Origin of the sequence: Pedobacter africanus (genome assembly GCF_900176535.1) — a bacterium.
Classification (GTDB): Bacteria; Bacteroidota; Bacteroidia; order Sphingobacteriales; family Sphingobacteriaceae; genus Pedobacter; species Pedobacter africanus.
On sequence record NZ_FWXT01000001.1, the window covers coordinates 2,854,378 to 2,878,093 of the forward strand.

The following is a 23,716-nucleotide window of genomic DNA, read 5'->3' on the forward strand; positions in this document are numbered from 1 at the left end:
CAGGGGCTACGTATGTAAGGGCTATTTCAACAATTCCTGGGGAACCGGCCTGTTCAGCAGGTTCTGGTAATAAAAACGAAAGCGTTCTGCTCTGTCGTGAGGCGATTTTATACCACCCCAGCCATGCCGGCCTCCCGGATAGATCATCAGCTCAAAATGTTTGTTTGCATTCTGCAGTTTATCGATGAGCTGTATGGTGTTTTGCATGTGCACATTGTCGTCCATATCGCCGTGCATAATGCGCAGTAAGCCCTTGTAGTTGTTTACATAAGTCAGTACCGATCCGTTTTTATAACCTTCAGGGTTTTCCTGTGGGGTATCCATAAAACGTTCTGTATAATGGGTATCGTAAAGTTCCCAGCTGGTTACAGGTGCTCCTGCATAACCAAAATCAAAATCATTTGCCCCCATAGTTAAAGCCATACAGGTCATGTACCCGCCATAGCTATGACCGGTAATCAGCAGCTTTTTGTTGTCTACCCATGGTTTGGCTTTTAACCAGCGTGCTGCAGTAGTATAATCTTTCATTTCCCATTTGCCCAGGTTACGGTGCATCAGCGCAACACCTGCTTTCCCGAACTGGCCCGAAGCACGGTGGTCTACAGCAATTTGTATGATCCCCTCATTGGCCCACCATTGGTTTCCGGTCCCTTTCCAGGTATCGGTTACTGTTCCTGCATTTGGACCGCCATAAATACTCATGACCACAGGATACTTTTTGTTCTGGTCAAAATTTGTAGGATAGGTAATTGCTGCTGGCAGGTTATAGCCGTCATCGGTAGGGATGCTGATCATTTCGGTTTTACCAAAGGCATACTGATCAAAATCGGCCGAACGGCTATCGCCAAGGTCTTTAATGATTTTACCTTTATTGTCCAGTAATGCCCTTTTTGGCGGTATAGAAACATTGGAATAGGTGGTGATGAAATAACTTGCGTCTGGCGACAGCTGTACCTGGTGCGTATAGTCGCCAAAAGTCAGGCGCTTGAAGCTCTTGCCACTGTAGTCTGCACGGTAAAGATCAGTTCGGGTTGAGGCTTCTTTACGGGCCATAAAGTAAATCACTTTGTTTTTTTCGTCTACATGCATCAGATCGGTCACCTGCCACTTGCCGCTGGTGATCGGGTTTATAAGCTTCCCCTCCAGTGTATAAAGATAAAAATGAGCCCAGCCTGTCTTGTCACTCTTAAGGATATAGTGTTTTTTGTCCTGCAGGTACGTTATCCGGCCATCATAATCCAGGTCTACCCAAGAAGGTTGTTTTTCGTCATATATCTCTTTTTTAGCCCCCGTAGCGGGATTCACCGCGTAAAATTTCAGGTTGTCCTGTCCGCGGTTCATCCATTGTACCATCAGGCTGCTGCCATCGTAACTCCAGTAAGGTGTGCCAAAATACTGGTCGTCTTTTTCATTAAAATCTGCCCATACAATAGGTCCGCCATTGGTTTTTACAAAACCTACCCTGACTTCCGGGTTGGGATCACCGGCCTTTGGATAGCGTGTCTTTTCTACATAACCATGCTGACCAGCAGCGCCGTTGATTGGGAACATGGGTACCTTGGTGTCATCAAAACGCATAAAGGCAATGTGCTTGCTGTCCGGTGCCCACCAGAAGGCCCGGTAATTGGTTGGCCTGCCAAGGATTTCCTCATAATATACCCACGACGACCAGCCATTGTAAATTACATCCGTCGCATCTGTGGTATACCTGGTCTCTTTTGCGGTCTCTGTATCTACAGAAAATAAGTCGTTGTTACGTGTAAAACCTACGTGTTTGCCATCGGGCGATAAGAGCGGGTTTTTCTCCTCGTCTTTGTCATTAGTCAGGCGTTTTGGCTCGCCCTTGCCATATTGGATATAGATGTCGTTGTCTTTAACGAAAACATTGACGTTGCTTTTTGGAGGAGGGGTATAAGCAGTTTTCGCCCCGGTTTTTAAATCTACAGCATACAATTTGCGGTCTTTGGCATCAACTTCCAGATAGTGGTTAGTGTCGCTCCAGCCAGCTACCATGCTCATTGGTTTGGTTAACGAGGGCTGTCCGCCAAATATTTGCTGTTGGTTTAGTTGTTTGAGCTGGGCCTGCGCATTGCTGCTTAAAAACAATACGCCGGCTAAGCCCAGGATTAAGTGTGGCTTCATTTGAATAAGTGTAGTTAGTTTTATAGGGTTTAAAATAAAGCTTGGAAATGCTAAAGTAATAAAAAAGGCGCCTCTTTAAGGCGCCTTGAAAAAATAATCTTTATGTTACAATACCCAGTTCCAGCCAAATTCGTCTGGCACCAATCCGTAACGGATGTCGTTCAGTGTTTTTGCAATGCCTGCTGAAATGGTACGTGTTGCAGGGTCTGTTAAAGTATAGGTTTTACCTTGGTAACCAATTTCGCCGATAGGGGTAACTGTGGCAGCGGTTCCGGCAGCAAACGCGTCGGTCAGTGTGCCATTCTCAATTCCTGCTATTACTTCCTTTACACTTACACGTCTTTCTTCAACCTCAACACCGGCTTTTTTGGCCAGCTGAATAATGGTGTCGCGGGTTACACCATCTAAAACGGTGCTTCTTACCGATGGGGTCACCAATTTACCGTTAAGTACAAAGATCAGGTTTGCAGTCCCTGCTTCTTCAATAAATTCATGTGTAGCAGCATCTGTCCAGATCAGCTGATCAAAACCTTCTTTCTGTGCTTCGGCAAAAGGATATAAAGAGCGGGCATAGTTGCCTGCGGTTTTGGCATAACCCACTCCGCCGTCATCTGCACGGGTATATTCTGTTTCGATTTTTACTTTTAAAGCTTTGCTATAATAAGGGCCTGTGGGCGTGGTTAATAAGGCAAAGGTGTATTTGTCTGATGGTTTTACGCCCAAATAAGGGTCGGTTGCAAACATTACCGGACGAATGTACAGTGAATAGCCTTCCTGTGCCGGTACCCAGCGCTCATCAATTTCGATCAGTGCAGCGATGCCCTGCATAAAGATTTCTTTTGATATCTCTGGCATTGACATACGTACCGCCGATTTGTTGAAACGCTCAAAGTTCTTCTCTGGTCTGAAAACACTGATCTTACCATTTTCCAGGCGATAAGCTTTCATTCCCTCAAATATTGCCTGACCGTAGTGCAGTGCAGAAATGGCAGGGCTCATTGGAATAGGCCCGTAAGGCAGGACCTGCAGATTACCCCAGCTCCCGTTATCATATTCTGCAATAAACATATGGTCAGAAAATACCTTCCCAAATGGCAACTGGGAAAAATCAGTTACCGTAAGCCTGCTCTGTTCAGCCTTAGTGATCGTCATATCAAGTGTATCATTCATTGTAGTAAAAGTTACCTGATGCAAATTTACGATAAATATCTGTCTGGTAGTTAATATAAAACCCGGAATTTTATGGTATGCTCAATCTTTTTCAGGGATTTGAACAATTGTTTATCGTATTCTGTGTTGATATCGGTAATTACATAGCCTATACTCGGATTGGTCATCAGGAACTGGCCCACGATATTGATGTTGTGTTTTGCAAAAATGGTGTTCACCTTCGCCATGATTCCCGGAACATTTTTGTGGATGTGAATCAGGCGGTGTGACTTGTCAATTCGTGGCAATTGTAAATTAGGGAAGTTGCTGCTGAGGTAGGTGGTTCCCGTGTTCATGAAGTCAATCATCCGCTTAGGGATGAAGATGAGGTTGCGGGGGTTGTGTTTTGCATCGTCAAATACCACTACGCCCTGCTCAGTGCACATTGCCGTGTCTACCTTGCCTTTGGTGCTGCCCAGGTAACCCAGTGTTTTCAGTTTAACCGCTCTTTTCAGTTTTTCGGGTTCAAGCTTTTCTCCATCAGCCAGCAGCAGCATGTGTACATCTGCTACATATTTTTCTTCGAAAGTGGCTTTGTGGCGTACAGAGAACCCATCCTTCTTTAGCATATCAATGCTTTGCGTGTCCACATCGCCTATAATCAGGCAAAGGATCCTGTTTTTTGGATAGGATATGGCCCTTGGCAGGTTGTTTACATATAAAAACTCATCAAAGCTTGGGGTAATGTGGTCGGCTTTTTTTATAATGCTTTCCCGGGCGATGTTTTCTGTAAAAGCGTAAAACTTTTTGATGAGACCACTTTCGCGTAGTTGAAAATCAGAGTACCCATCGCCGATGCCATACAAATCGCCCTCGAGGTTCATCTGCTGCATCAGCTTTACCTTTCCACCTTCTTCGCTCAATGGGTTGGAATGGTCGTAGTCTATAATTTTGCCGTCACCGGTTGTGACAAAGGTATTGGCATAGATGTTTTCTTTTTTAATGTGATACTGGCTAACCACCGGTGTGATGAACTCTTTGAAACCTCCGGAAACGATCAGCACTTCATCTGCATGTTTTTTAAAGAATGCCGCATTGCGCGAAAATGAAGCAGATACCTTTTTCTTTAAGCGGGTAATCAGCTGCTTCAAATGATCTTCATTTGCTTCCAGCAGTTTTACCCTCTGGGCCAGACTTTCGCCGAAGGAAAGTTTGCCTTCCATGGCCAAATTGGTGTAATCTTCAATTTTTTGAAAAATAGCCTCTTTTTCAGGGTGTTTCTTCAGGGAAATGCGTGCCAGTTCATCTAAAGCTTCAACCTGCGTAAAGGTGCTGTCGAAATCAATGATGTAAAAATTCTTTTGCTTCATCCGTTCAGGAGTAATGATATTTAGGTGGTAATAAGGTGGTTAATAATTATGTCAAAGATATAAAACCATTTGATTTTTTGCCAATCCTTAAAATAAATCAACGAAATCGTAGTAGTTTGTTAACGATTAATGAAAAACGTAATGGAGATGAAAAATTAATCTGCTTGCTTGCAGATCTCTTCAATGCTTTGTTTTAAGGGTTTAAAGGTAATCCCGATAGCTGCTTTTATCTTCTCGTTGCTGTAAAGGCTTTCATTTAAGCTGCTCCTTGCCGCATCACTTGTAAGCGAAGCGGGTTTGCCCGTAAATAGGGTGCCCAGTTTTGCGACCCTCCAGGCAATGGCCAGCATCCAGGGCTTTGCTTCTCTTGCGGGAGATTTAACCCCATAGCCACGGGCTATTTCTCCAAAAAACTGTTTGTAATGGTAATTCTCCGATGATATGGTAAAACGTTCTGCTGTTGCCGGGCTATCCATCAATGCCATCATGCTTTTGGCTACATCCGCTACATCCACGAATCCTGTAGCACCCCTGGTATAGAACGAGAGCCCATCTTTCACGAGTTTAAAAATAGCGCCACTGCCTTCAAAGCCCGCAGCTGCACCAATAATGACTGAAGGGTTTACAATGAGGGCATCAAGGCCTTCGGCAATGCCCCGCCATACTTCCATTTCTCCCTCATACTTGGAAACCGCATAACTATGGGCTTTCACATCATATTCCCAGAAATCTTTTTCGGTAATCAGTTCTCCTTTTTTCGCATTGCCCAATGCAGCTACTGAACTTACGTGCAGCAACCGGGCGTTATGGGCTATACAAAGATTTACAATGTTGGCTGTACCTTCAATATTGACCCTCAAAAGCTTTGCTTTGTCTTTAGGGTTAAAAGAAACAAATGCTGCACAATGGTAAACCTGCTCAACGCCTTCAAAAGCATCTTCCAGATCAGAAAGGTTGTTGATATCGGCAATAACCCATTCCACCAATCCGTTGTCTTTGATGAGATCCGGAATAACGGAGCCCTCTCTTTTTAATGCCCTGAGCTTTATGCCCTGTCCGGTTAGCTGGTGTATCAGTTCTGAACCTAAAAAACCAGTGGCGCCGGTAACCAATATCATATTATTTTTTTTAGGATGTTCATTAAAATATGCGCTCAAAAATAGATATTTGATGCCATACATTTATAGCGGAATATGTCTTTATCAGATTTTTTTTCTCCGGTAAACCCAGACAGGTTTACACCAAAACAGGGATTTTATACCAGTCAGCTAGGTTTAAAGGCCGGGTTTTTTACGGACAAATTCCCTGATCTGGGCGAAAAAAAATACGATATTGCCATTTTTGGTGTGCAGGACGACCGGGCTGCGGTAAATAACGAGGGTTGTGCACTGGCTCCCGATTATTTCAGGTCCCAGTTTTACAGTTTAAATGAAGGGCCGTTTATTTCCAGGATCATTGATCTGGGAAACATTAAAGCCGGGGCGTCCATTTCAGATACTTATGTGGCGGTAAAAACCGTGGTTGCCGAATTGATTAAGCTGGATATCCTTCCAGTGATCATTGGCGGGGGCCAGGACCTGACCTATGCGCAGTACCTGGCTTATGAAAGCCTGGAGCAAAAAGTAGACCTGGTGGTGGTTGATAGTAAGTTTGACCTCGACGAGGAAGACGAAGAAGGATTAGCAGCCAAATCGGATACCTATCTGAATAAAATTTTGCTGCATCAGCCCAATTACCTCTTCAATTTCAGTAATATCGGGTACCAGACCTATTTTGTAAACCAGGACAGCCTAAAGGTGATGAGCAAACTCTATTTTGACGCACACCGTTTGGGAGAGTTTGCCAGTGACATTACTTTAACGGAACCCATCATCAGGAATGCAAGTATGATCAGTTTCGATATCAGCGCTATTCGCTCCTCTGATGCAGGTGCCAATGCGAATGCCAGTCCGAATGGCTTTTATGGCGAACAGGCCTGTGCCATTACCCGTTATGCAGGGATGAGCGACAAGCTTACTTCCATTGGCTTTTATGAATTTAACCCCGCATTTGATCAGAACGGACAAACAGCCATGCTGCTGGCACAAATGGTATGGTATTTTATAGAAGGTTATTATAACCGTAAAAAGGATTTTCCGTTGAGTCCAAAATCGCAATACCTCATTTACAGGGCAAGCTTAAATGATGGGTCTGCTGAGATGCTTTTTGTAAAAAGCAAGAAATCGGACCGCTGGTGGATGCAGGTGCCTTATCCTACTGGTATCTCCAAGAATGAACGTTACCATCTGGTTCCCTGCCGTTATGACGATTATACCACAGCTGTAAATGGCGAAATGCCCGATCTTTGGTGGCGGACCTTCCAAAAGCTACTATAATATTACATTAAACCCTGCGTTGTAATTTCAGTCTATTGAGTAAATTTGAACTACAAATAACTTTAACTTATTATTGAAATTATGAAAAAGATCGTATTGATCGCAACCTGTTTGTTGCCTGCCGCTGTTATGGCACAAGGTAAATTTACCATCAACGGTAAAGTTGGCAACCTGGGTTCACCCGCAAAAGCTTACCTGACGTATGGCCCGAGAGCCACTCCGGTAACAGATTCAGTTGACATTAAAGGGGGTAAATTTGCATTTACAGGCTCCACAGAAGGCATAAGCCAGGCTTCCATCAGGATCAAGCACGATAGTGCGCCTGTTAAACGTGGTGTTCCGGGAGACGCACTTACTTTTTATCTGGAGCCTAAAGCTATGGAGATCGTATCGGCTACCGATTCAGTAAAACATGCTGCAATAAAGGGCTCAAAAGTGAATGAGGACAATGCCAAATACAAGGCCATGACCAAGTCGGTAAATGAAAAAAATGCCGCTTTGATGGCCGAGTACTACGGTAAAACCCCTGAGCAGCGTAAAGATGAGGCTTACATGAAAACGGTAATGAGCCGTGATGAGGCCATCAGGAAGGAAACTGCTGAATTGAATAAAAAATTCTATGCGGCAAACCTGGATTCTTATGTGGGCCTTGTGGCTTTCAGAAGCATTATGGATGTTGATGGCGATCTGAAAGGAACAGAAACAGACTTTAATAAGTTCTCTGCTGCTGTTAAGGCTACAGACCTTGGTAAAAGCATTGCACAGGCCATTGATGCTGCCAAAAAAACAGGAGTAGGACAATTGGCGATGGACTTTACACAAAATGATGTAAACGATAAGCCGGTTAAATTGTCTGATTTCCGCGGAAAATATGTATTGCTTGATTTTTGGGCTTCATGGTGCGGTCCTTGCCGTGGCGAAAACCCGAATGTGGTAAAAGCTTATAACGCTTATAAAGACAAAAACTTTACCGTACTTGGTGTGTCATTGGACAATCCAGGTAAAAAACAGGATTGGTTAAATGCAATTGAAAAAGACGGCCTGACCTGGACACACGTGTCGGATCTTAAGGGATGGGACAATGCTGCTTCCAAAATGTATGGTGTGCGTGGTATCCCTGCAAACTATCTGATTGATCCTTCAGGAAAGATCATTGCTAAGAATGTAAGAGGTGAGGAACTACAGAAAAAACTTGCTGAAGTTCTGGGCGCAGGACAGTCCAAATAACCCTTATGATAAGGTAATTTGGTGTCTTATGATAAAAAAAGACCGCTGAGTGCATCACTTCAGTGGTCTTTTTTATTTGTCGGAATTGGCCCCCTAAAATGGCGCCGCTGCCCCTGCTTTATTGTTGAACATCTGGCTAACTTTAATTGTTCATTATAAAAACAAAAGAAGATGGAAACGAAAACAGCTAGCAGCAGAATGCAGTCACTGGTCATACTTTATGACATGCATACCGATTACTTTATAAGGGCTTTGGATGGCATTTCCGATCAGGATGCCCAAAACCGTTTAGATACCAAAGCCAATCATGTGGCCTGGCTTACCGGAAGCCTGGTTCAGGAAAGATTTGAAATGGCTAAGCTTTTGGGAGTAGAGCAGAGCCCAGCTGCAAATGAATTGTTTAAAGATCATCAAGGGATTCAGGACAACGTTACTTATCCGTCACTGAAGACTTTTACTAACGACTGGAAAAAGATCAGTCCATTATTGAGAGATGCTTTTATCAATGTAACAGATCAGCGCCTGAACGAAATGATTGAAATGCCCGGAATGAAATTCAGCTTATTTGAATATGTGACCTTTTTAATTTACAGGGAGGCCAATTGTATCGGGCAGATTGCTTTATGGAGGCGCTTAATGAATTACCCGGGGCTGAAATACGATTAAGCCCATAATTGGTATGTTTTTTGCTGAAAAGCAAGGGGTTAGGTAATGTGAAAACATTAACAGAACCCTCTATGGCTACAAAGACAACCAATCTAGAATCGCAGCAGATCCCATTGCAGAATGAATGCTGTCCGGTTTTTATCAAGTATTTTGAAGGGTATAAGTACCATGAAATTGCTGCAGCATTAAATTTGCCGCTGAAAACGGTTAAAGAACGGCTTAGAAATAATAAACGCAGGTTAAGGATCAATCTCAGGATGTTCGCCCGGCATTTCAGGACTGCCCTGCATGATTTGTAAATATACAATACCTATGTACAGAAGAGGCCGGGGCACCGGCCTCTCTTATTTTGGAATAAATATATTCGGTTTTTTAGGAAATAAGGTCAAACCCAATGTCTTCCCTAAAGTATTTGCCGTCAAAATAAATGCGTGCAGCATCAGCTGTTGCAGATTGTAGAGCTTCAAACTGGCTGTTCTGCAGACTGGATATCGCCAAAACACGGCCCCCGTTTGTTTTTACCACACCACCCTCCAGGACTGTTCCGGCATGGAATACCTTTGAGTCCCGCACATTCTCAATCCCGCTGATGGTTTTGCCTTTTTCATAGTCGCCTGGATAGCCGCCGGCAACTATCATTACTGTTGCCGCATTTTTAGAGCTGATTTCCAGTTTAAAGCCTTTTAGTTTCTTTTTTGATGCAGCAAGGAAGAGTTCTACCAGATCACTTTCAATTCTTGGGATTACACTTTCGGTTTCCGGATCGCCCATACGGCAGTTGTATTCTATAACCAGGGGTTTTTCGTTTACTTTGATCAATCCGAAGAAAATGAAGCCGGTATAATCTATATTGTCTTTCTTTAAGCCATTGATGGTTGGGATAATGACATCGCGTTCTACTTCATCCATAAAGGCTTTGCTGGCAAAAGGTACCGGAGATACTGAACCCATACCACCGGTGTTTAAGCCGGTATCGCCTTGACCGATGCGTTTATAATCTTTCGCTTCCGGCAGAATTACATAGTTCTCACCATCGGTAAGCACAAATACAGAAAGCTCTATGCCATTTAAAAACTCTTCTACAACAACTGTTGCTCCTGCATCTCCAAACTTACCACTTAGCATCAGTCTCAGTTCTTCCTGAGCTTCGGCTGTATTGTCCAATATTAAAACACCTTTACCTGCGGCCAGTCCGTCTGCTTTTAAAACGATAGGAAGGGCGTGCGATTGCAGATAGGCCAGTCCTTCTTCCAGGGTTTCACTGGTAAAAGAGCGTGAGGCTGCGGTAGGGATACCATGGCGGGCCATAAACTGCTTGGAAAAGTCTTTGCTGCCTTCCAGAATGGCGCCTTCTTTTTTAGGGCCGATCACCGGAATGCCTGCAAGTTCTTCATCATTCACAAAAAAATCGTGTATTCCATTTACCAGGGGTTCTTCAGGACCTACAACAACCAATGCAATATTTTCTTTAAGTACCAGAGCCTTTACTGCTTCAAAGTTATTGGGGTTAATGTTTGCATTTTTACCGTAAGCATTTGTACCGCCATTACCCGGGGCGATAAACAGTTGTGAGCATTGAGAAGATTGACTGATCTTCCAGGCAAAAGCACTTTCTCTGCCACCGGAACCTAATAGTAAAATGTTCATTCGCGTTTGATTTGTTGTTTTATCTGATGGATCGCCCATCTCCGGCAAATATACCGCCTAACTCAAACAAATCCTAAACTTACCAGTAAACTGTATAGAGTGCTACCAATATTCCGATAATAATGAGCGCGCCGACAGCAAAACTCCGTGTTGTTTTGAACATGCTGGGATCTACTTCCAGTCCTTTTGGACTTACGCCCTTTTTATTTTCAATTGTACTGATGATGTACATGCCCAGTGCACAAAACAGGAATACAAAGCCCATTCTGTCGAGAAAAGGAATTTCATACAGCATGGTGCCGTTTTCCTGTTTTACCAGTTTAGAAAACCCAAAGGCTTGCAGAAACTCCAGATCTATAATTAACGGCAGTTTCTTTAGCAATACAGATAATGAAAAGCCACCAAGCGTAGCAAATAAGGCTGCGTTTGAAGTGGTTTTCTTCCAGAAAAAACCTAATATGAACATTGCAAAAATACCCGGGGAGAAAAATCCAGTGTATTCCTGGATAAACTGGAAACCTCCCTTTTTATCGATGCCAAGATGGGGGGCGATTACTACACCCAATATCATGGCTACAATAATGGTAATTTTACCTACCATTACCAGATTACGCTCAGAAGCTTCCTTCTTAATGGCTTTTTGATAAATGTCGAGTGTAAAAATGGTAGCAATGCTATTCGCTTTACCCGCCAGTGAGGCCACCACTGCAGCGGTCAGGGCTGCAAAGGATAGGCCTTTTAGTCCGGCTGGCAATAGGTTCAAAAGTACAGGATATGCCCTGTCCGGGTTAATGGTTCCATCCTGTAGCATCTCGGTCTGAAATGCGCCGTCTTTGTATAGTACGTAGGCGGCAATGCCTGGAAGTACTACTATCACAGGCATCAACAACTTCAGGAAGGCGCCGACCTGAATACCACCCCGGGCTGTATTCAGGTCGGCGCCAAGAGCCCTTTGAGTAATGTACTGATTGCATCCCCAATAATTCAGGTTTACAATCCACATGCCACCTGCCAATACGGTTAAGCCCGGTAAATCTATATAGCTTTCGTTGTCGGGTTTAAGGATCATATGGAAATGCTCTGAAGCTTTTTGTGTCATGACAGCATAACCCCGTAAAATTCCCTCAGCACCATAATGTTCTGAAACCAGGTTTAAGGCAAGATAGGTGGTGGCCAGTCCACCAAGTATAAGAAAGAATACCTGGATTACATCAGTGTATCCAATCACCTTCATTCCACCTAGTGTAATGATAATAGCGAATGCAGCGATGGCATACATGCATAGGTTTATATCAAAACCAGAGATGCTGCTCACTGCCAGGGCGCCCAGGTAAAGAATTGAAGTTAAATTGACCACGATATAAAGCAGCAGCCAGAAAACTGCCATGATCATGGCTACTGTACTGTTGTATCGCTGGTGCAGAAACTGGGGCATGGTAAATATCCTGTTTTTAAGGTACACCGGGATAAAGAATACCGCCACAACAATAAGGGTTGCCGCTGCCATCCATTCGTATGTGGCAATGGCAAGTCCCATTTTAAAACCTGAACCGCTCATTCCGATGAATTGCTCAGCCGAGATATTTGAGGCGATCAGTGATGCCCCGATGGCCCACCAGGTTAATGAACCTTCTGCCAGGAAATAATCTTTTGACCCGGCGGATGCCGATTTTTTCTTGTTATAGATGTAGAGCCCATAAGCAGCTACAATGATAAAGTAGATAAAAAATACAATATAATCTTTGGTATCCAGCAGGTTTTTGCTCATGAGATTGTTTATTTGGTTCGGATTGGTAAAGCGTTTTAAAGCCTGGGTTTGGTTCCTTTCAGGCTGTAATATAAGTTGAAAAGGTAACAGGGTATTAGAATGAAGTAGGCATACTGATTATTGGTGTATTTAGCTAAAGCGCCATAAACAAGTGGCATAATGGCACCGCCCGCCACACCCATGATCAGAATTGCTGAACCGCGGTTCAGCAATTTCCCCTTTAAGCCTTTAAGGGCTTGCGGCCATATGGCGGGCCACAACAATGCATTGGACAGGCCTAGCAAGGCAATAAAGATAATGGAGGCAGTACCCGGTACAAATATCGCCAGTAACGATATGCAAATACCTAGACAACTAGAATAAGTGAAAGCTTTTTCCTGAGAAATGATCCTGGGAATGGCAAATACCCCAAACATATACCCTAGCATGGTACTGGCCAGTGTATAAGAAGTAAGGTGTTTGGCAATATTTAAGGATAAGCCATGATAAATGCCATAATTGCCAATGGTATCTCCAGCAATCACCTCTAATCCTACAGTCGAAAATATGGCAATAAAACCCAGTATAAAATTTTTTCTGACCACAGCTGCTTGTTCAGTGGGGCTGTTGTTTCTGCCTGCAGGGGCCACAGGGTTTTCAATTTCAGGCAGGTGTGCAAACCTGATCATATAGGCAATAATCAAAAGTATAGCCGTAAGTACAAGATAAGGCATAATTACTGCGTGGGCGAGGTTATCCAGCCGTGCCTGCCGCTCAGCATTCCCCATGCTTTGCAGTTCGGCAATCAGCCCATCCGAATTTTTTAGAATAATGGCACCCAGGATAAGGGGGGCTATTACACCTGCGAACTTATTGCAGATCCCCATAATGTTAATACGCTGCGCGGCCTTTTCTGGTGGGCCGAGCAGAGTGATGTAAGGATTTACAGCGGTTTGCAGCAAAGTTGTGCCGGTTCCAACCACAAATAGCCCCAACAGAAACAGTGGGTAATAGCGCATCTGTGCAGCAGGAATAAAAAGAGCACAGCCGACTGCCATGATAATCAGTCCTAAACGCATTCCTTTAACCATACCAGTTTTCTCCAGGATCTTGCTGGAGGGAATGGCCATAACCGTATACGATATGTAAAAAGCAAAAGTAACCAGGTAAGCCTGCCATTCTTCCAACTCGCAGGCAATCCTCAGATAAGGAATAAGCGTCCCGTTAACCCAGGTAATGAAGCCAAAAATGAAGAAGAAGGCCCCGATGGTAATGATTTGTCGGGTAAGGACATTCTTCGATGGCGCAGGTATGGTCAAGGTCTCATGTGGCATAATATCTGGTTTTAAGTAAGTCTTTCATATAATTGTTGAGCGCCCACTGATGGGCAGCTGCATCAGCTCTTTTTGAAGCCATATAGGGGTAAGGGCCGAACTCCGAAGTGAAGGTAAAAACACTGGATTTTCTTTTTTCCTGCATCTCAAGCACCTTGTCCCAACATTTTAGATGATGATCAAGGGCCTCTGTCCATTCCGGCTCACGTGGATCACCTACCTGTGGCCCCTGGGTGAAACCAATACGGGAATGAATGTGTGCTGTTCTGGACAGTGCCAGGTCAACCGCAAATGCCTGATCTTCCAGATAGCTTTCTGCAACTGCAAACCAATGTGAAATGTCGAGTGTTAATTGCAGCCAGGGCAGCTTTTCCAGGTAGGCGTGTGTGGTATGTGCAGCAAAGCTGAATTTCCCCCGATGTGTTTCATGGACAATTGGCACGCCGGTCTTTTCGCTGATCTCTTTTGCCAGTGATAAAAGGGCTATATTCTGCTCAAAACTAAAGTGATCTTTTCCGGTATGGGAAGTAATAAACAGCGGTTTGGTTTGGGCAATTGCCAGCAGTCTGGATTCCATTTCCTGCCGGTGCACCTTAAAATCAGGACTTACCGTATCCCAGTGCACGGCGATTAGTTTTAAATCCAGATCGTCAAGGGCGCGTATCATTTTTTTTTGTACAGCCGGGTCTGCCGGGAGGCTGACCTCCAGGCCATCGTAACCCGCTGCTTTTACCTTCCTTAAGAAAACGGCCCATTCCAGCTGCTCGCTGCCCCAGTGTGTACAGAAAAACAGTTTTTCCATGCTAAAGCGCCAGCTCTTTTTTTGGGTCTATCAGTAAGGGGAAAAATTGTCCGCTTATTTTTTCTCCTTTAGGGATGGCAGGAGTGCCAGGCATTAGTTCTTTTTCCGTATCGGAAATCGTACCATCTGCAAACATATTTAGCACAAATGCCCTTCTCGATCGTTCGGATTTATTCTCATACGAGCCATGTACCAATAAAGGATGATGGAAAGTCCCATAACCTTTTTTTAGTTCCATAGGTATTGGTTTAAATGCTGCTTTTTGTTCTTCCGTCAAAAACGACATCAGTCCCTCCATTTCGCCTGCCAATTCCGGTTTATCCAGTAAACCCCACTTATGACTCTTCGGTACATAATACATGCAGCCGTTTTCTGTGGTGGCGTCATCCAATGCTACCCAGCAGGTTAGGTGCTGAAGAGGCACTGTGCGTGTCCAGTAAGAATAATCCTGGTGCCAGGCCACAACACCACCGTGTTTTGCCGGCTTACAGAATAGCTGATCGTGCCAGAAACGTACAGCGCTATCGCCCAGTAACTGACTGGCGGCCATTACAAAGGCCGGGTTCCATAAAATGTCGTGAAAAGCTGGTGTTATTCGCCAGGCTCCAAGTGCATGAAACAAAACCGACTCCGGATCAGTTGAAGCATTTGAAAAGAACTGATGAAATAAGGTATGATCCGGAAGGTTAGGGTCTGAGATCCGTACCAGGTCCTCATTTAACTGATCTACCTGCCACTCTTCCAAAAACTTTATATCGCTCAGGTAGCCATTTTCTTTAAAAAACCTGACCTGCTCGTCGTTGAGGCGGTATTGTTCCCATTCATTTTTATTGGCTGGCCATTTGAAAAAGTCTGATACCAGCTGGTGGTATTCAGAAAGATCTTTAAGTTGATTTGTATTCATCTTTTCTAATTTTAATCCAATTTATTAAGTAGTTATCGCTAAATGTTCCTGCTTATTCAGCAGGCCATTAGTATACAGTTGTTTGATGAACCGAAACGACCTGTCTTCAAAGGGAAGTTCGTAGGGTAAAACTTCTTTACGGACAATTCTTAGTTTGGATATAGCCTCAATCTCGTGTTGCACACCCTTAAAAAAAGCCTGGCACCATTTTAATGGCAGCGCCAGTGGGTCTGCCTTGAGCCAGTCGGCCAAAATCTTGCCGGCTTCAGCCGTATCTCCCGATTGCTTCAACAGCAATATACTTAGAAAATCTGTAGATCCGTACGGGCTATGTTGATAGTGTTTTCTATAATCCACTATTTTACGGGTTAGTGCCCGCCTTTCTGAAATGTTGCCTTGTTCCATGCAAATGAGTTCCATATAATCTTCAAGGCGCTCATCCACATGATGGGGTTTGCCGATACCCATATTTTCGGGCCATGTTCTGGCCAGGCCAATATGCGCTATTGCCTTTTCCCGATCGCCTGTTATTATTCCTTTCATTGCCGCCAGGAGGTGGGTTTCCCGCCAGCTGTTCCTCCCCTCGGAAGCGCCTTCATTAGGAAGTACGGTCATGTTGGCCATCAGTGCAATACCTTGTTCCAGGTTTTGGGTATACATAAAGCATCTGGCCAGTTTTAAGCCCAGATAGTAATTATCGGGGTGTTGTTTGTACCCTTTTTTTGTCACCTGAAGTGCCAGGTTCCAATTCTCATTTTCAGCGTGATATTTAGACAAGCCTAATATGGTTCGCCATTCATTGGGCGCCAGCGCAAAAGCCTGTTTCAGGTCCTGGAGGCATCCTTCCTGTTCAAGCTCCTTTTTTAAATTTGCCCTTACTATATAGAACGGATAAAAATCCGGCAGCTGCCGACAGCTGTTTAACAACGAAAGCGCTTCGTCTTTCCGAAGGTTTTGAATGTAGGCCATGGCCAGGTAATATTTAAATTTCCATTCTTCCTGTTTAGCTACTGCCCAATACAATACATTTACATCTTCTTCACGGTGAGGGAAAACAAACTCAGGGCTTGAGGATGCAGCCAGATCTAAGGTCGGCTTTATCTTTTTAACTGCACCTGAAACAGAATAAAGATAGGCTTTCCAAAGATGTACCATTGCGTAATCCGGAGCGGCATCAAGAATTTGAAGTGCATCCTGATGAAGATTTAAGTTGTAGTAGAAAGCTGCGAGCTCGATATAGGTTTCGTAAGGCATTTCGCTTTCAGTAAGCCTGTTTACTGGCAATTGTTTTGCCTGTGCCAGTTCATACTTTGCCAGGTAATTGAGGGGATCGCTGATCAGTAATTCTTTGATCAGGCGCATCGCTTCTTCATTGGTTCCCTTTAGTTTGTGCACAATTATGCTTAAATATAAAGCTTGCAGGTTACCGGGACCGTACTGCTGTGCTTTTTTAACATAATCGTAGGCCTTATCGACCTGCCCCTCGCGGATATTTATTTTGGCCAGTTCAATAAAAGCTGCAGCCCTGAATTCTAGGGATTGACTGGCAATTGAAAAGCCATCTTTGGCATCGGCCATATTTTGCAGACGGTCGTTCAGTAGTCCATAGAGATAGTTTGCTTCAGGATGATAGGTGTCTACAGATAGGACGTCAATGATAAGATGGAGTGCTTCTTCATATTTCATTTGCCTAAAATATAAGCCAGCAAGTCCGCTGAGGGCTTCCATAAAAAAGGGATCTTGCTGCAGACAAAGCAGGTATTGATCTATAGCGCGATCGAAAAAACGTTGCCGTTCCCACTCTTTAGCCTGTATGCAACAGGCCTGTACAGATTCTGAATCGTATGCAGGATTTGTTTTTGTTGGACGTTTCAATGCAGTATGTTGTTCCAGACCGTTGTAGATCATGGTTTGATCCAGGAAAACCTGTACCTCTTTTTCCTGCATAGCAAAGGGGAGTGTAAAACTGCAGTTTTCCATTGCCCTCAAATCAATTTTTTCTGCTAAAATCTCCTTTTGGTAATGTAAAACCCTAAAAGTTTGTGACAAAGGTTTGTTGGCGCAAATGTTAATTTTATTCCGGCCATTCTGCGAACTAATGTAAAAGGAAAGTTGCCGGTTCCCATAAGTCAGCCCGCCTGTATTTTTTACAGGAAACCAGTGCTCTTCCCAGGTATCGTAGGTATAGGGTAAAAAGGAGCGGTGTTTAAAAGGGGTTTTGGAACTTGCAGCAACACTTTGATTAAAAAGGCGTCCGCTTTGAACTTCGGTATATTGCCCATCGGTATCCGTTAGCAAATCTTCCCAAATCATTCCGTAACGCGAAAGGCCCCATATCCATATTTTTTTTCCTGGTTTTTCATCGTAAGCGGCTGAATGTCCCATGCCAAATTGCTGGTCATGCCAGTAACAGCCCCAGAAATCGCTGTAGGCTCCAAAAACATGATACGACTTGTATTCTCCGTAGTCATTTTGATTGTAGAAAGATATTTTCCGGTTCTCCTCATCTTCAGGCCAGTTTAGTGCTGTTCCATCATGACCCAAGCGCTGCTGTCCCGGGTAAACGTATTCCAGGTTCCCTGAAGTTTTTATACCCACGTTGTTCCATTGATAGTAAGACTGCGGCATGCAGCTGTTGTTGTGCCACCAGCTTTTGGTACTGAAGTAGGCCGTATCTTTGGGCAGATTGATCTCAACGCGCCATTCGGTGCGTGAAGGCCAATCGGTAGCCCCAATGAAACAGCTTACACTGCCATCCTCGTTTTCTATCATTTTATAGTCGACCGGTGCTGAACAGGAGGGCGTATGGCCAATGATGCCCATATTTATTTCCATACCGCCCGATGTCCAGGGCCCCCTCATGGCAACGTCCCTGAATTTTACGGTATGGTTAAAGTAAATAAATTCTTCGGCTGTCGACTTCTCTATAGCACCCCATATTTTGCCGCCCACGGCAGGATTGATCCAGATCTTGATGTGCTCATTCTCCATTACAATCATCTCCCAATCCTTATCGTAACTTTTATTGGTATATCCATCAAACCTATTGTAAGGATATAGGCGGCCAAATTCAGGGATAGGGCTGGGATCTGAATAAGGATAGGTTTTAAGTGAAACAAGTTCCTTTTTGATACTGGCTTTTTCTATAGTGTTGATGTATTTCATTCGATCTCATGAACTGAGCCGCAACAGATAGTCAGGCCCAATGTATTTATATAATCAAACTTAGGGAACAATAAATTAAGAAACAAGCTGACAAGCAAAAAAATGTGTGCGCACACACTAACTTATTTGTTGAAATAATGGATAAAATGTATTTTATTTGTAATACGCATACATTTTAATATTTCAGCATTATAAAGAACATCAGGATAGCGTCTATTTATGTTTATCTTCCAAACTAAATAAATACATTTGTTAAATTTTTTGATGTGATAAAGCCGGGAAGGCCGTTGAAATGTATTGCTTTAAAATATGGAACGCTTAAACTAAATACTACAAAAATAAACAGGAGATGAAAAACATCCGTATTAAGGATATTGCTGTCAAAGCAAAAGTATCTGCAGGTACTGTCGACCGGGTATTGCACGACCGGGGGAATGTTTCGGAAAAGGTAAAGGAAAGGATCCTTAAGATCATTGAAGAGATGAACTACGAGCCTAATTTTATGGCCCGAGCGCTTGGGACTAAAAAGGAGTATCATTTTGCAGCTTTGATAGGCGATCCGAAGTATGATGCCTATTGGCTTGACCCCAAATCGGGAATCCAAAAGGCTGCTAAAGAAGCCAGGCAGTATGGAGTTAAGGTAACCTTGTTTATGTTCAATCCATATGATCCGGGTTCGTTTATTAAAAAGGCAGAAGAAGCGAGCCGAAGCAATCCGGACGGAATATTGCTGGCGCCGATGTTTTACCGTGAGGTACTTCCTTTTTTTGAGGCTTGGAAGGCAAAGGAAATCCCTTTTGTATTGTTCAATACCCAGATCGCAGAATTTGATCCTTTAAGCTATATCGGACAGGATTCCTATCAAAGCGGGCAGGTTGCCGGGAAGCTGATCCATTATGGACAGCCAAATCCCCCATCTGTACTCATTGCCCATATAGATGAAGAGATCAGTAATTCTGCTCACCTTACAAAGAAAGAACAGGGCTTGAGGAATTATTTCCTCCAAAATAACCTGAGCCATCAATATGAGATCATCAAGGCTGAACTGAACCTCCGCAACTATGCCCTGTTTGTTGAACAGCTGGATGCCATATTTGAGAGCAATCCGCAATTACAGTTTTGTTTTGTGACTACTTCCAAGGCCTTTGAAATTGCGAGGTATTTTGAACAGAAATTTATCAGCCACATCCGTATCATTGGGTACGACTTGATCCCACAAAACCTGCATCACCTGAATAAGGGATCTATCAGTTTTCTGATCAATCAGAACCCACTTGGACAGGGCTATTGGGGTATCAATCAGTTGGTCGATCATTTGGTCTTTAAAAAAGAGATTTCGGCCATAAAATTCCTTCCCCTGGATATTGTGACCAAAGAAAACCTGAATTATTATATCGATGATTCTTTACTTTACAACCGGTTTTGAGGCCAGTGTGGTATGCCTGTCTTATAAGTAGGGGTTAACTGGTATCTGTACAAGATGATAACCAGCAGCTTTTAATTGCTGAAGTTCCTGTTCGTTTGGTACTTCTTTGAAAATTATACTGGTCAGCACCTGGCTGCAGCATAACCTGAGGCTCACCATCAGGTCAAATATTCCTTTCTTTAGCTTTAGTTTTAAAAAGCTGAAGTTACTGTTGGTGGCCAGAGCAGTTTCTGCCCCCTTATAATAGAAATTGCTGTTGATCCTTTTAAAGGCAATCAGACGTAGATTTATTCCTGCCGCCAGCTTCTCAAATTCCCGCTCAGAAACTTTGTACACGAAGTTTCCTACGGGCTCGTAGGAAAAGCGGTTTTTCCAGACTTTCTGCACAAGCTTGTCGCTAATGGCAGAAAGGAGGTTTGTCACAAACAGCAGGATCGGCATTTTGATTACCGGGTCCTGAGGTTCAATGATCATCACGCCTTTTCTAGCTACCCGGAGCATTTCATATACCGCCATAAAGGGACGGGGAAAATGGTGGTAGGTTTCCTTACACAAAACGTAATCGAAACTATTGTCGTCAAAAGAAAGCTTTTCCGCATTTTCTGCAGAAAAACTCTGTATAAACCCTTCCTGATGGGATACGTTTAGGAAATCGCTGTTTAGATCGGTAGCATGTGCAGTACTGCCGTTTCCTTTCGAAAGGATATAATTTGCGTCCATTCCATAGGCATCACCTACGGTTAGCCAGGATGTGTCCGGTTTTTTCAGCAGTGGATCCAGGCAGGAAAAGATAATGTTCTGCAGCCAGTTGTTAATCGTATTTTCACCTGCGTCCTTAAATTTTTTAAAAAAAGCTTTTTTGGATTCCTCTGTAGGAAAAAGGTTATTGTACCAGTTTCCGTGTTTATTGTAGCTATCTTCTTGAAACATCTGCTTTTTTTTAGCAAGGTTATAAAAAAACTGCCATTATCCGAAATCAATTGTTCCAAAAAACTCAGGCTGATGAAAATCAGGCTTGGGGGAATGAATGTTATTCCAGACCAGGTAATGGGGCTGGGGAAGGTCATCTCCGCACTTAAAAAAATTGCCTTTGCACAAGATGCTGCTAACTGCATTAATCTGATGAAAACAGAATACTGTAAAAGGTATGACAAGGGCAAGCTCCCAGCAAGCCAGGTTTTCGCTTTGTGCATTTTTAAATGAGCGGCTGTATTTAATTTGCCTGACCACTGCCTCAGCAAGATATGCCCTTTCATTTTTCGTACCAAAGCCCATCAATCCTGTGCCTTCATTGTTGAATTCGAAATTGTAATATTTGGGCTCCTGGTTAAAACCTATGAAAAACTCCACGCAACTATCTTTATAAACCGGGTCATTGATTTTATGATAAAGCGGGATACTAAAAGGCTCACTTACAAAGTATTTGAGTAGAATGCAGTCCTGTCCATGCGCAATTGAAAAAGTAGCGGTTACCGGTGCTGTATACCCTTTCCAGGGCGAAATCGCAATAGGATGCCGCTTTAACCCGTTTAGCAGATCAGAAACTTTTGTGAGGTCTGATCTGCTGTTTATGTTTTGAAGGGATGGGGCCCAAACTGTCATTTTACTTTTTTGTAGCCTATTTTTTCAAATGGGATATTTCTGAACCCGGGAATCTTTCTCCAGATTATTGCATCTGGCCTGAGCTTAAAGTTTTCTGCTGCATAATTTTCAAAGCCCGGATCTTCGTTGGTTTCATAATTGCTGTCTGTAAAAGGCAGCCATTCCTGCTTTCCTTCAACACGGTTCAGCATTTTTACCAATACATTTCTTGAAAAAGTGTCCCGTTTCGGAATTTCGGGATTGTCTTCAAAATACTTTGACAACCAGGGGTAGCGGGTAGCATATGGTGGCTTTTTATAGTTCACAGCTTCCAGTCTCTTTTGAAAAGTGCCATCCTTTGCCAGCATGGCTTTTGCCCAGTGTTTCAGACGGTCGTCTATATGTCCGGCATATTTCGTCTCAATAAAAATGTTATTGTGGTAGGGATTGTCCCTGCCTCCACCAACAAAGCCGGCCACTGTTCCGGCCTTGTAAAAAACATTGTCGTACACTTCCATCCCGCAGGCCCCGTCGTCATGATAAACAGCCATGGTTTTGTGGTCCCCACCTATGTGGTGAAAATAGTTATAGCGTACAATCTGTCCCTGTTCTGAGGGATTTCGGCCGAAATATAAGGCGCCCATGTCATCTGAATCCATAACCAGGTGATGAAAGTTGTTGTATTCTATCAGGTGGTTGTTGCCATGCAGCATTACTCCTGAAGAAGGAGCATTGTAGATATCGCAATTGGAAATGCGGTTGCCCACTCCTGTAATCCAGATACCCGGGCGGTATGATCTTTCGATGCGGTTAAAGTCGTGTATGCTGCAGTTTTTGATGTAATTGTTTCCCGGCTCAAGCGTCAGTCTGTTGCCCCCACTAATCAGAAAGCCTCCAGAGCCGGTATTGTACACCTCGCAGTTCACAATACCATTGTTTTTCCCTGCTTCGCGATCAAAAGTAGTATGATCGTAAACGTATTGGACCAGGCTGCCTATAGTTCTTGATTTGGGCTGTACCGCAAATACACTCAGACTGTCTGATTCTGCTTCTACGCCCTTCCCCATAAAAATGGCAACCATGCCAAGGTTGGTAAACTTGCAGCCATCTATCAGTACTTTTTCGGTTCTTTCCATAGTAATGCCTATGCCCCTGCTACACGTAAAGTTTAAGTTCTTTATCGTTACATTACGTACATCGTCTATCGCAAGCAGTGGTGTTTCCAGTTCAGATAGCTCGAGCTTGCTTAAATTATCCGGTGGCAAAAAATAGAGCATTCGGCTATCCGTATCTACATAGTACTCTCCCGGTTCGTCAATTTCTTCGGGTAGATTGTAAGCTTGCCAGGCCCGCCATGGTTTTCCACTGCCAAATCCATAAGAATGTGGTTTGAGGGTGGTAATGGCCTTTTTAACTGTGTCAATGCCTTTCAGCGGGACCGCATCATCAGCGTAACCCCACATAAAAAAGCCTGCAATCCAAGCGTTATGGGGTTCTTTCCATCTGGAAGGACGGTTGATGTCTTTATAGGTAAATGTTCCTCCGCGGTTGGTTGAATCCCCCCATCTTGGTATTGATCCTGTATCCAATACCATGTGGATGGGCACAGTGCCTTTATTTGGCCATCGGGCTATTCTGCCCGGTTCGTCATTTGTGAAAATCTCTAGTGCTGCGGGGGCAAAGGGTCTGGTGAAGCCCGTCATTCGTAATTTTCCGGTGTTTTTAATACCTGCTTCCTTTAAGTTTACCTGTCTGATCCTGTCTCTGAATTCCGGTAAAAAGCGCTCCAGGTATGACGGATCGCTAACCGGTTTAATCAGTTTTTGAGGAATGATCTTCCCTCCATGTAAAATAGGTTTTTCATTATTCCAGGCTTTAATGGTTAACGGAACTGATGAATTCCAGGTTTTGTGCTGCACAATCTCCAGGGTGCTGGAAATGGGGTATACCCCACCACGTAATATAATCTCTATAGGCTTTTTTGTTTTTCCGCTACGGATATTGGCCAGTTTTAATGCCTGTTCTATAGTAGCCAGCGGAGCTTTAATTTCTCCACTGCCTGTTTTCTTCCCTGTTGGCGAAACATATATTTTATAGGCTTGTTGTGCATAGATTGGCAGTATGCCTATATTTAACAGCAGCAAGCCTGCAAGCCGCCTTTTTATGCCAGTAACAATCATA

General features: G+C 43.7%; 18 protein-coding genes. 5 read left to right on the top strand and 13 right to left on the bottom strand.

Translation table 11 applies throughout. The features are described 5' to 3' along the window. Positions 1 to 21 precede the first annotated feature (21 nt). From B9A91_RS11960 to B9A91_RS11975, 4 genes are all read right to left on the bottom strand, one after another. Positions 22 to 2,142 (bottom strand): S9 family peptidase, encoded by a 2,121-nt coding sequence (locus B9A91_RS11960; protein WP_084238778.1) that lies wholly within the window; start codon positions 2,140 to 2,142, stop codon positions 22 to 24. 105 nt (positions 2,143 to 2,247) lie between these two features. Beyond that, positions 2,248 to 3,312, bottom strand: coding sequence for a branched-chain amino acid aminotransferase (locus B9A91_RS11965; RefSeq protein WP_084238781.1), 1,065 nt, complete (start codon positions 3,310 to 3,312; stop codon positions 2,248 to 2,250). A 50-nt stretch (positions 3,313 to 3,362) separates the two neighbouring features. Then, entirely contained in the window at positions 3,363 to 4,661 is a 1,299-nt protein-coding gene (locus B9A91_RS11970; RefSeq protein ID WP_084238783.1) for an HAD-IB family phosphatase, read from the bottom strand. Positions 4,662 to 4,816: 155 nt separating this feature from the next. Further along, a complete protein-coding gene (locus tag B9A91_RS11975; protein WP_084239691.1) occupies positions 4,817 to 5,779 on the bottom strand; it encodes an NAD-dependent epimerase/dehydratase family protein in 963 nt (320 codons plus the stop codon). Positions 5,780 to 5,854: 75 nt separating this feature from the next. Here B9A91_RS11975 and B9A91_RS11980 point away from each other — a divergent pair, with 75 nt between their 5' ends. The 4 genes from B9A91_RS11980 (at position 5,855) to B9A91_RS11995 (ending at position 9,228) form a co-directional block, all read left to right on the top strand. Then, complete coding sequence (locus B9A91_RS11980) at positions 5,855 to 7,036, top strand: formimidoylglutamase (RefSeq protein WP_084238785.1); 1,182 nt, start codon at positions 5,855 to 5,857, stop codon at positions 7,034 to 7,036. Between the two features lie 81 nt (positions 7,037 to 7,117). After that, positions 7,118 to 8,263: a TlpA disulfide reductase family protein gene (locus tag B9A91_RS11985; protein WP_084238787.1), complete on the top strand. Its 1,146-nt coding sequence runs from the start codon at positions 7,118 to 7,120 to the stop codon at positions 8,261 to 8,263. A 171-nt stretch (positions 8,264 to 8,434) separates the two neighbouring features. Then, the gene (locus B9A91_RS11990) at positions 8,435 to 8,929 is read left to right on the top strand and encodes a hypothetical protein (RefSeq protein WP_084238789.1); all 495 of its coding nucleotides are present in this window, start codon (positions 8,435 to 8,437) and stop codon (positions 8,927 to 8,929) included. 71 nt (positions 8,930 to 9,000) lie between these two features. Next, on the top strand, positions 9,001 to 9,228 hold the full coding sequence (locus tag B9A91_RS11995) for a sigma factor-like helix-turn-helix DNA-binding protein (protein WP_144008907.1): 228 nt from the start codon (positions 9,001 to 9,003) through the stop codon (positions 9,226 to 9,228). A gap of 73 nt (positions 9,229 to 9,301) precedes the next feature. On the opposite strand, the gene purD is transcribed toward B9A91_RS11995, so the two are convergent. From purD to B9A91_RS12025, 6 genes are all read right to left on the bottom strand, one after another. Continuing rightward, entirely contained in the window at positions 9,302 to 10,576 is a 1,275-nt protein-coding gene (purD, locus tag B9A91_RS12000; protein ID WP_084239692.1) for a phosphoribosylamine--glycine ligase, read from the bottom strand. A 79-nt stretch (positions 10,577 to 10,655) separates the two neighbouring features. Continuing rightward, entirely contained in the window at positions 10,656 to 12,344 is a 1,689-nt protein-coding gene (locus B9A91_RS12005; RefSeq protein ID WP_084238793.1) for a sodium/sugar symporter, read from the bottom strand. 35 nt (positions 12,345 to 12,379) lie between these two features. Next, complete coding sequence (locus B9A91_RS12010; RefSeq protein WP_084238795.1) at positions 12,380 to 13,657, bottom strand: sugar MFS transporter; 1,278 nt, start codon at positions 13,655 to 13,657, stop codon at positions 12,380 to 12,382. Continuing rightward, positions 13,647 to 14,459, bottom strand: a complete 813-nt coding sequence (locus B9A91_RS12015; RefSeq protein WP_084238797.1) for a sugar phosphate isomerase/epimerase family protein — start codon at positions 14,457 to 14,459, stop codon at positions 13,647 to 13,649. Before B9A91_RS12015 ends, B9A91_RS12010 begins: the two co-directional genes overlap by 11 nt. A 1-nt stretch (position 14,460) precedes the next feature. Further along, positions 14,461 to 15,363 (bottom strand): phytanoyl-CoA dioxygenase family protein, encoded by a 903-nt coding sequence (locus tag B9A91_RS12020; protein ID WP_084238799.1) that lies wholly within the window; start codon positions 15,361 to 15,363, stop codon positions 14,461 to 14,463. 24 nt (positions 15,364 to 15,387) lie between these two features. Then, complete coding sequence (locus B9A91_RS12025; RefSeq protein WP_084238801.1) at positions 15,388 to 18,528, bottom strand: DUF5107 domain-containing protein; 3,141 nt, start codon at positions 18,526 to 18,528, stop codon at positions 15,388 to 15,390. Positions 18,529 to 18,877: 349 nt separating this feature from the next. On the opposite strand from B9A91_RS12025, the gene B9A91_RS12030 reads away from it, so the two are divergent. After that, on the top strand, positions 18,878 to 19,954 hold the full coding sequence (locus B9A91_RS12030; protein WP_084238803.1) for a substrate-binding domain-containing protein: 1,077 nt from the start codon (positions 18,878 to 18,880) through the stop codon (positions 19,952 to 19,954). A gap of 21 nt (positions 19,955 to 19,975) precedes the next feature. Here B9A91_RS12030 and B9A91_RS12035 read toward each other — a convergent pair whose 3' ends face one another. The 3 genes from B9A91_RS12035 to B9A91_RS12045 are packed head-to-tail and all read right to left on the bottom strand — an operon-like array spanning position 19,976 to position 23,715. Next, entirely contained in the window at positions 19,976 to 20,884 is a 909-nt protein-coding gene (locus B9A91_RS12035) for a class I SAM-dependent methyltransferase (protein ID WP_084238805.1), read from the bottom strand. A 36-nt stretch (positions 20,885 to 20,920) separates the two neighbouring features. Then, entirely contained in the window at positions 20,921 to 21,556 is a 636-nt protein-coding gene (locus B9A91_RS12040; protein ID WP_084238808.1) for a carbohydrate-binding family 9-like protein, read from the bottom strand. Next, on the bottom strand, positions 21,553 to 23,715 hold the full coding sequence (locus B9A91_RS12045) for a right-handed parallel beta-helix repeat-containing protein (RefSeq protein WP_084238810.1): 2,163 nt from the start codon (positions 23,713 to 23,715) through the stop codon (positions 21,553 to 21,555). Before B9A91_RS12045 ends, B9A91_RS12040 begins: the two co-directional genes overlap by 4 nt. Between the last annotated feature and the right edge of the window lies 1 nt (position 23,716).

What these genes read in the sequence shown, in the direction of transcription:
- B9A91_RS11960 (WP_084238778.1), bottom strand. Translation starts at nt 2,142, where the DNA reads ATGAAGCCACACTTAATCCTGGGCTTAGCCGGCGTATTGTTTTTAAGC.
- B9A91_RS11965 (WP_084238781.1), bottom strand. Translation starts at nt 3,312, where the DNA reads ATGAATGATACACTTGATATGACGATCACTAAGGCTGAACAGAGCAGG.
- B9A91_RS11970 (WP_084238783.1), bottom strand. Translation starts at nt 4,661, where the DNA reads ATGAAGCAAAAGAATTTTTACATCATTGATTTCGACAGCACCTTTACG.
- B9A91_RS11975 (WP_084239691.1), bottom strand. Translation starts at nt 5,779, where the DNA reads ATGATATTGGTTACCGGCGCCACTGGTTTTTTAGGTTCAGAACTGATA.
- B9A91_RS11980 (WP_084238785.1), top strand. Translation starts at nt 5,855, where the DNA reads ATGTCTTTATCAGATTTTTTTTCTCCGGTAAACCCAGACAGGTTTACA.
- B9A91_RS11985 (WP_084238787.1), top strand. Translation starts at nt 7,118, where the DNA reads ATGAAAAAGATCGTATTGATCGCAACCTGTTTGTTGCCTGCCGCTGTT.
- B9A91_RS11990 (WP_084238789.1), top strand. Translation starts at nt 8,435, where the DNA reads ATGGAAACGAAAACAGCTAGCAGCAGAATGCAGTCACTGGTCATACTT.
- B9A91_RS11995 (WP_144008907.1), top strand. Translation starts at nt 9,001, where the DNA reads ATGGCTACAAAGACAACCAATCTAGAATCGCAGCAGATCCCATTGCAG.
- purD (WP_084239692.1), bottom strand. Translation starts at nt 10,576, where the DNA reads ATGAACATTTTACTATTAGGTTCCGGTGGCAGAGAAAGTGCTTTTGCC.
- B9A91_RS12005 (WP_084238793.1), bottom strand. Translation starts at nt 12,344, where the DNA reads ATGAGCAAAAACCTGCTGGATACCAAAGATTATATTGTATTTTTTATC.
- B9A91_RS12010 (WP_084238795.1), bottom strand. Translation starts at nt 13,657, where the DNA reads ATGCCACATGAGACCTTGACCATACCTGCGCCATCGAAGAATGTCCTT.
- B9A91_RS12015 (WP_084238797.1), bottom strand. Translation starts at nt 14,459, where the DNA reads ATGGAAAAACTGTTTTTCTGTACACACTGGGGCAGCGAGCAGCTGGAA.
- B9A91_RS12020 (WP_084238799.1), bottom strand. Translation starts at nt 15,363, where the DNA reads ATGAATACAAATCAACTTAAAGATCTTTCTGAATACCACCAGCTGGTA.
- B9A91_RS12025 (WP_084238801.1), bottom strand. Translation starts at nt 18,528, where the DNA reads ATGAAATACATCAACACTATAGAAAAAGCCAGTATCAAAAAGGAACTT.
- B9A91_RS12030 (WP_084238803.1), top strand. Translation starts at nt 18,878, where the DNA reads ATGAAAAACATCCGTATTAAGGATATTGCTGTCAAAGCAAAAGTATCT.
- B9A91_RS12035 (WP_084238805.1), bottom strand. Translation starts at nt 20,884, where the DNA reads ATGTTTCAAGAAGATAGCTACAATAAACACGGAAACTGGTACAATAAC.
- B9A91_RS12040 (WP_084238808.1), bottom strand. Translation starts at nt 21,556, where the DNA reads ATGACAGTTTGGGCCCCATCCCTTCAAAACATAAACAGCAGATCAGAC.
- B9A91_RS12045 (WP_084238810.1), bottom strand. Translation starts at nt 23,715, where the DNA reads ATGATTGTTACTGGCATAAAAAGGCGGCTTGCAGGCTTGCTGCTGTTA.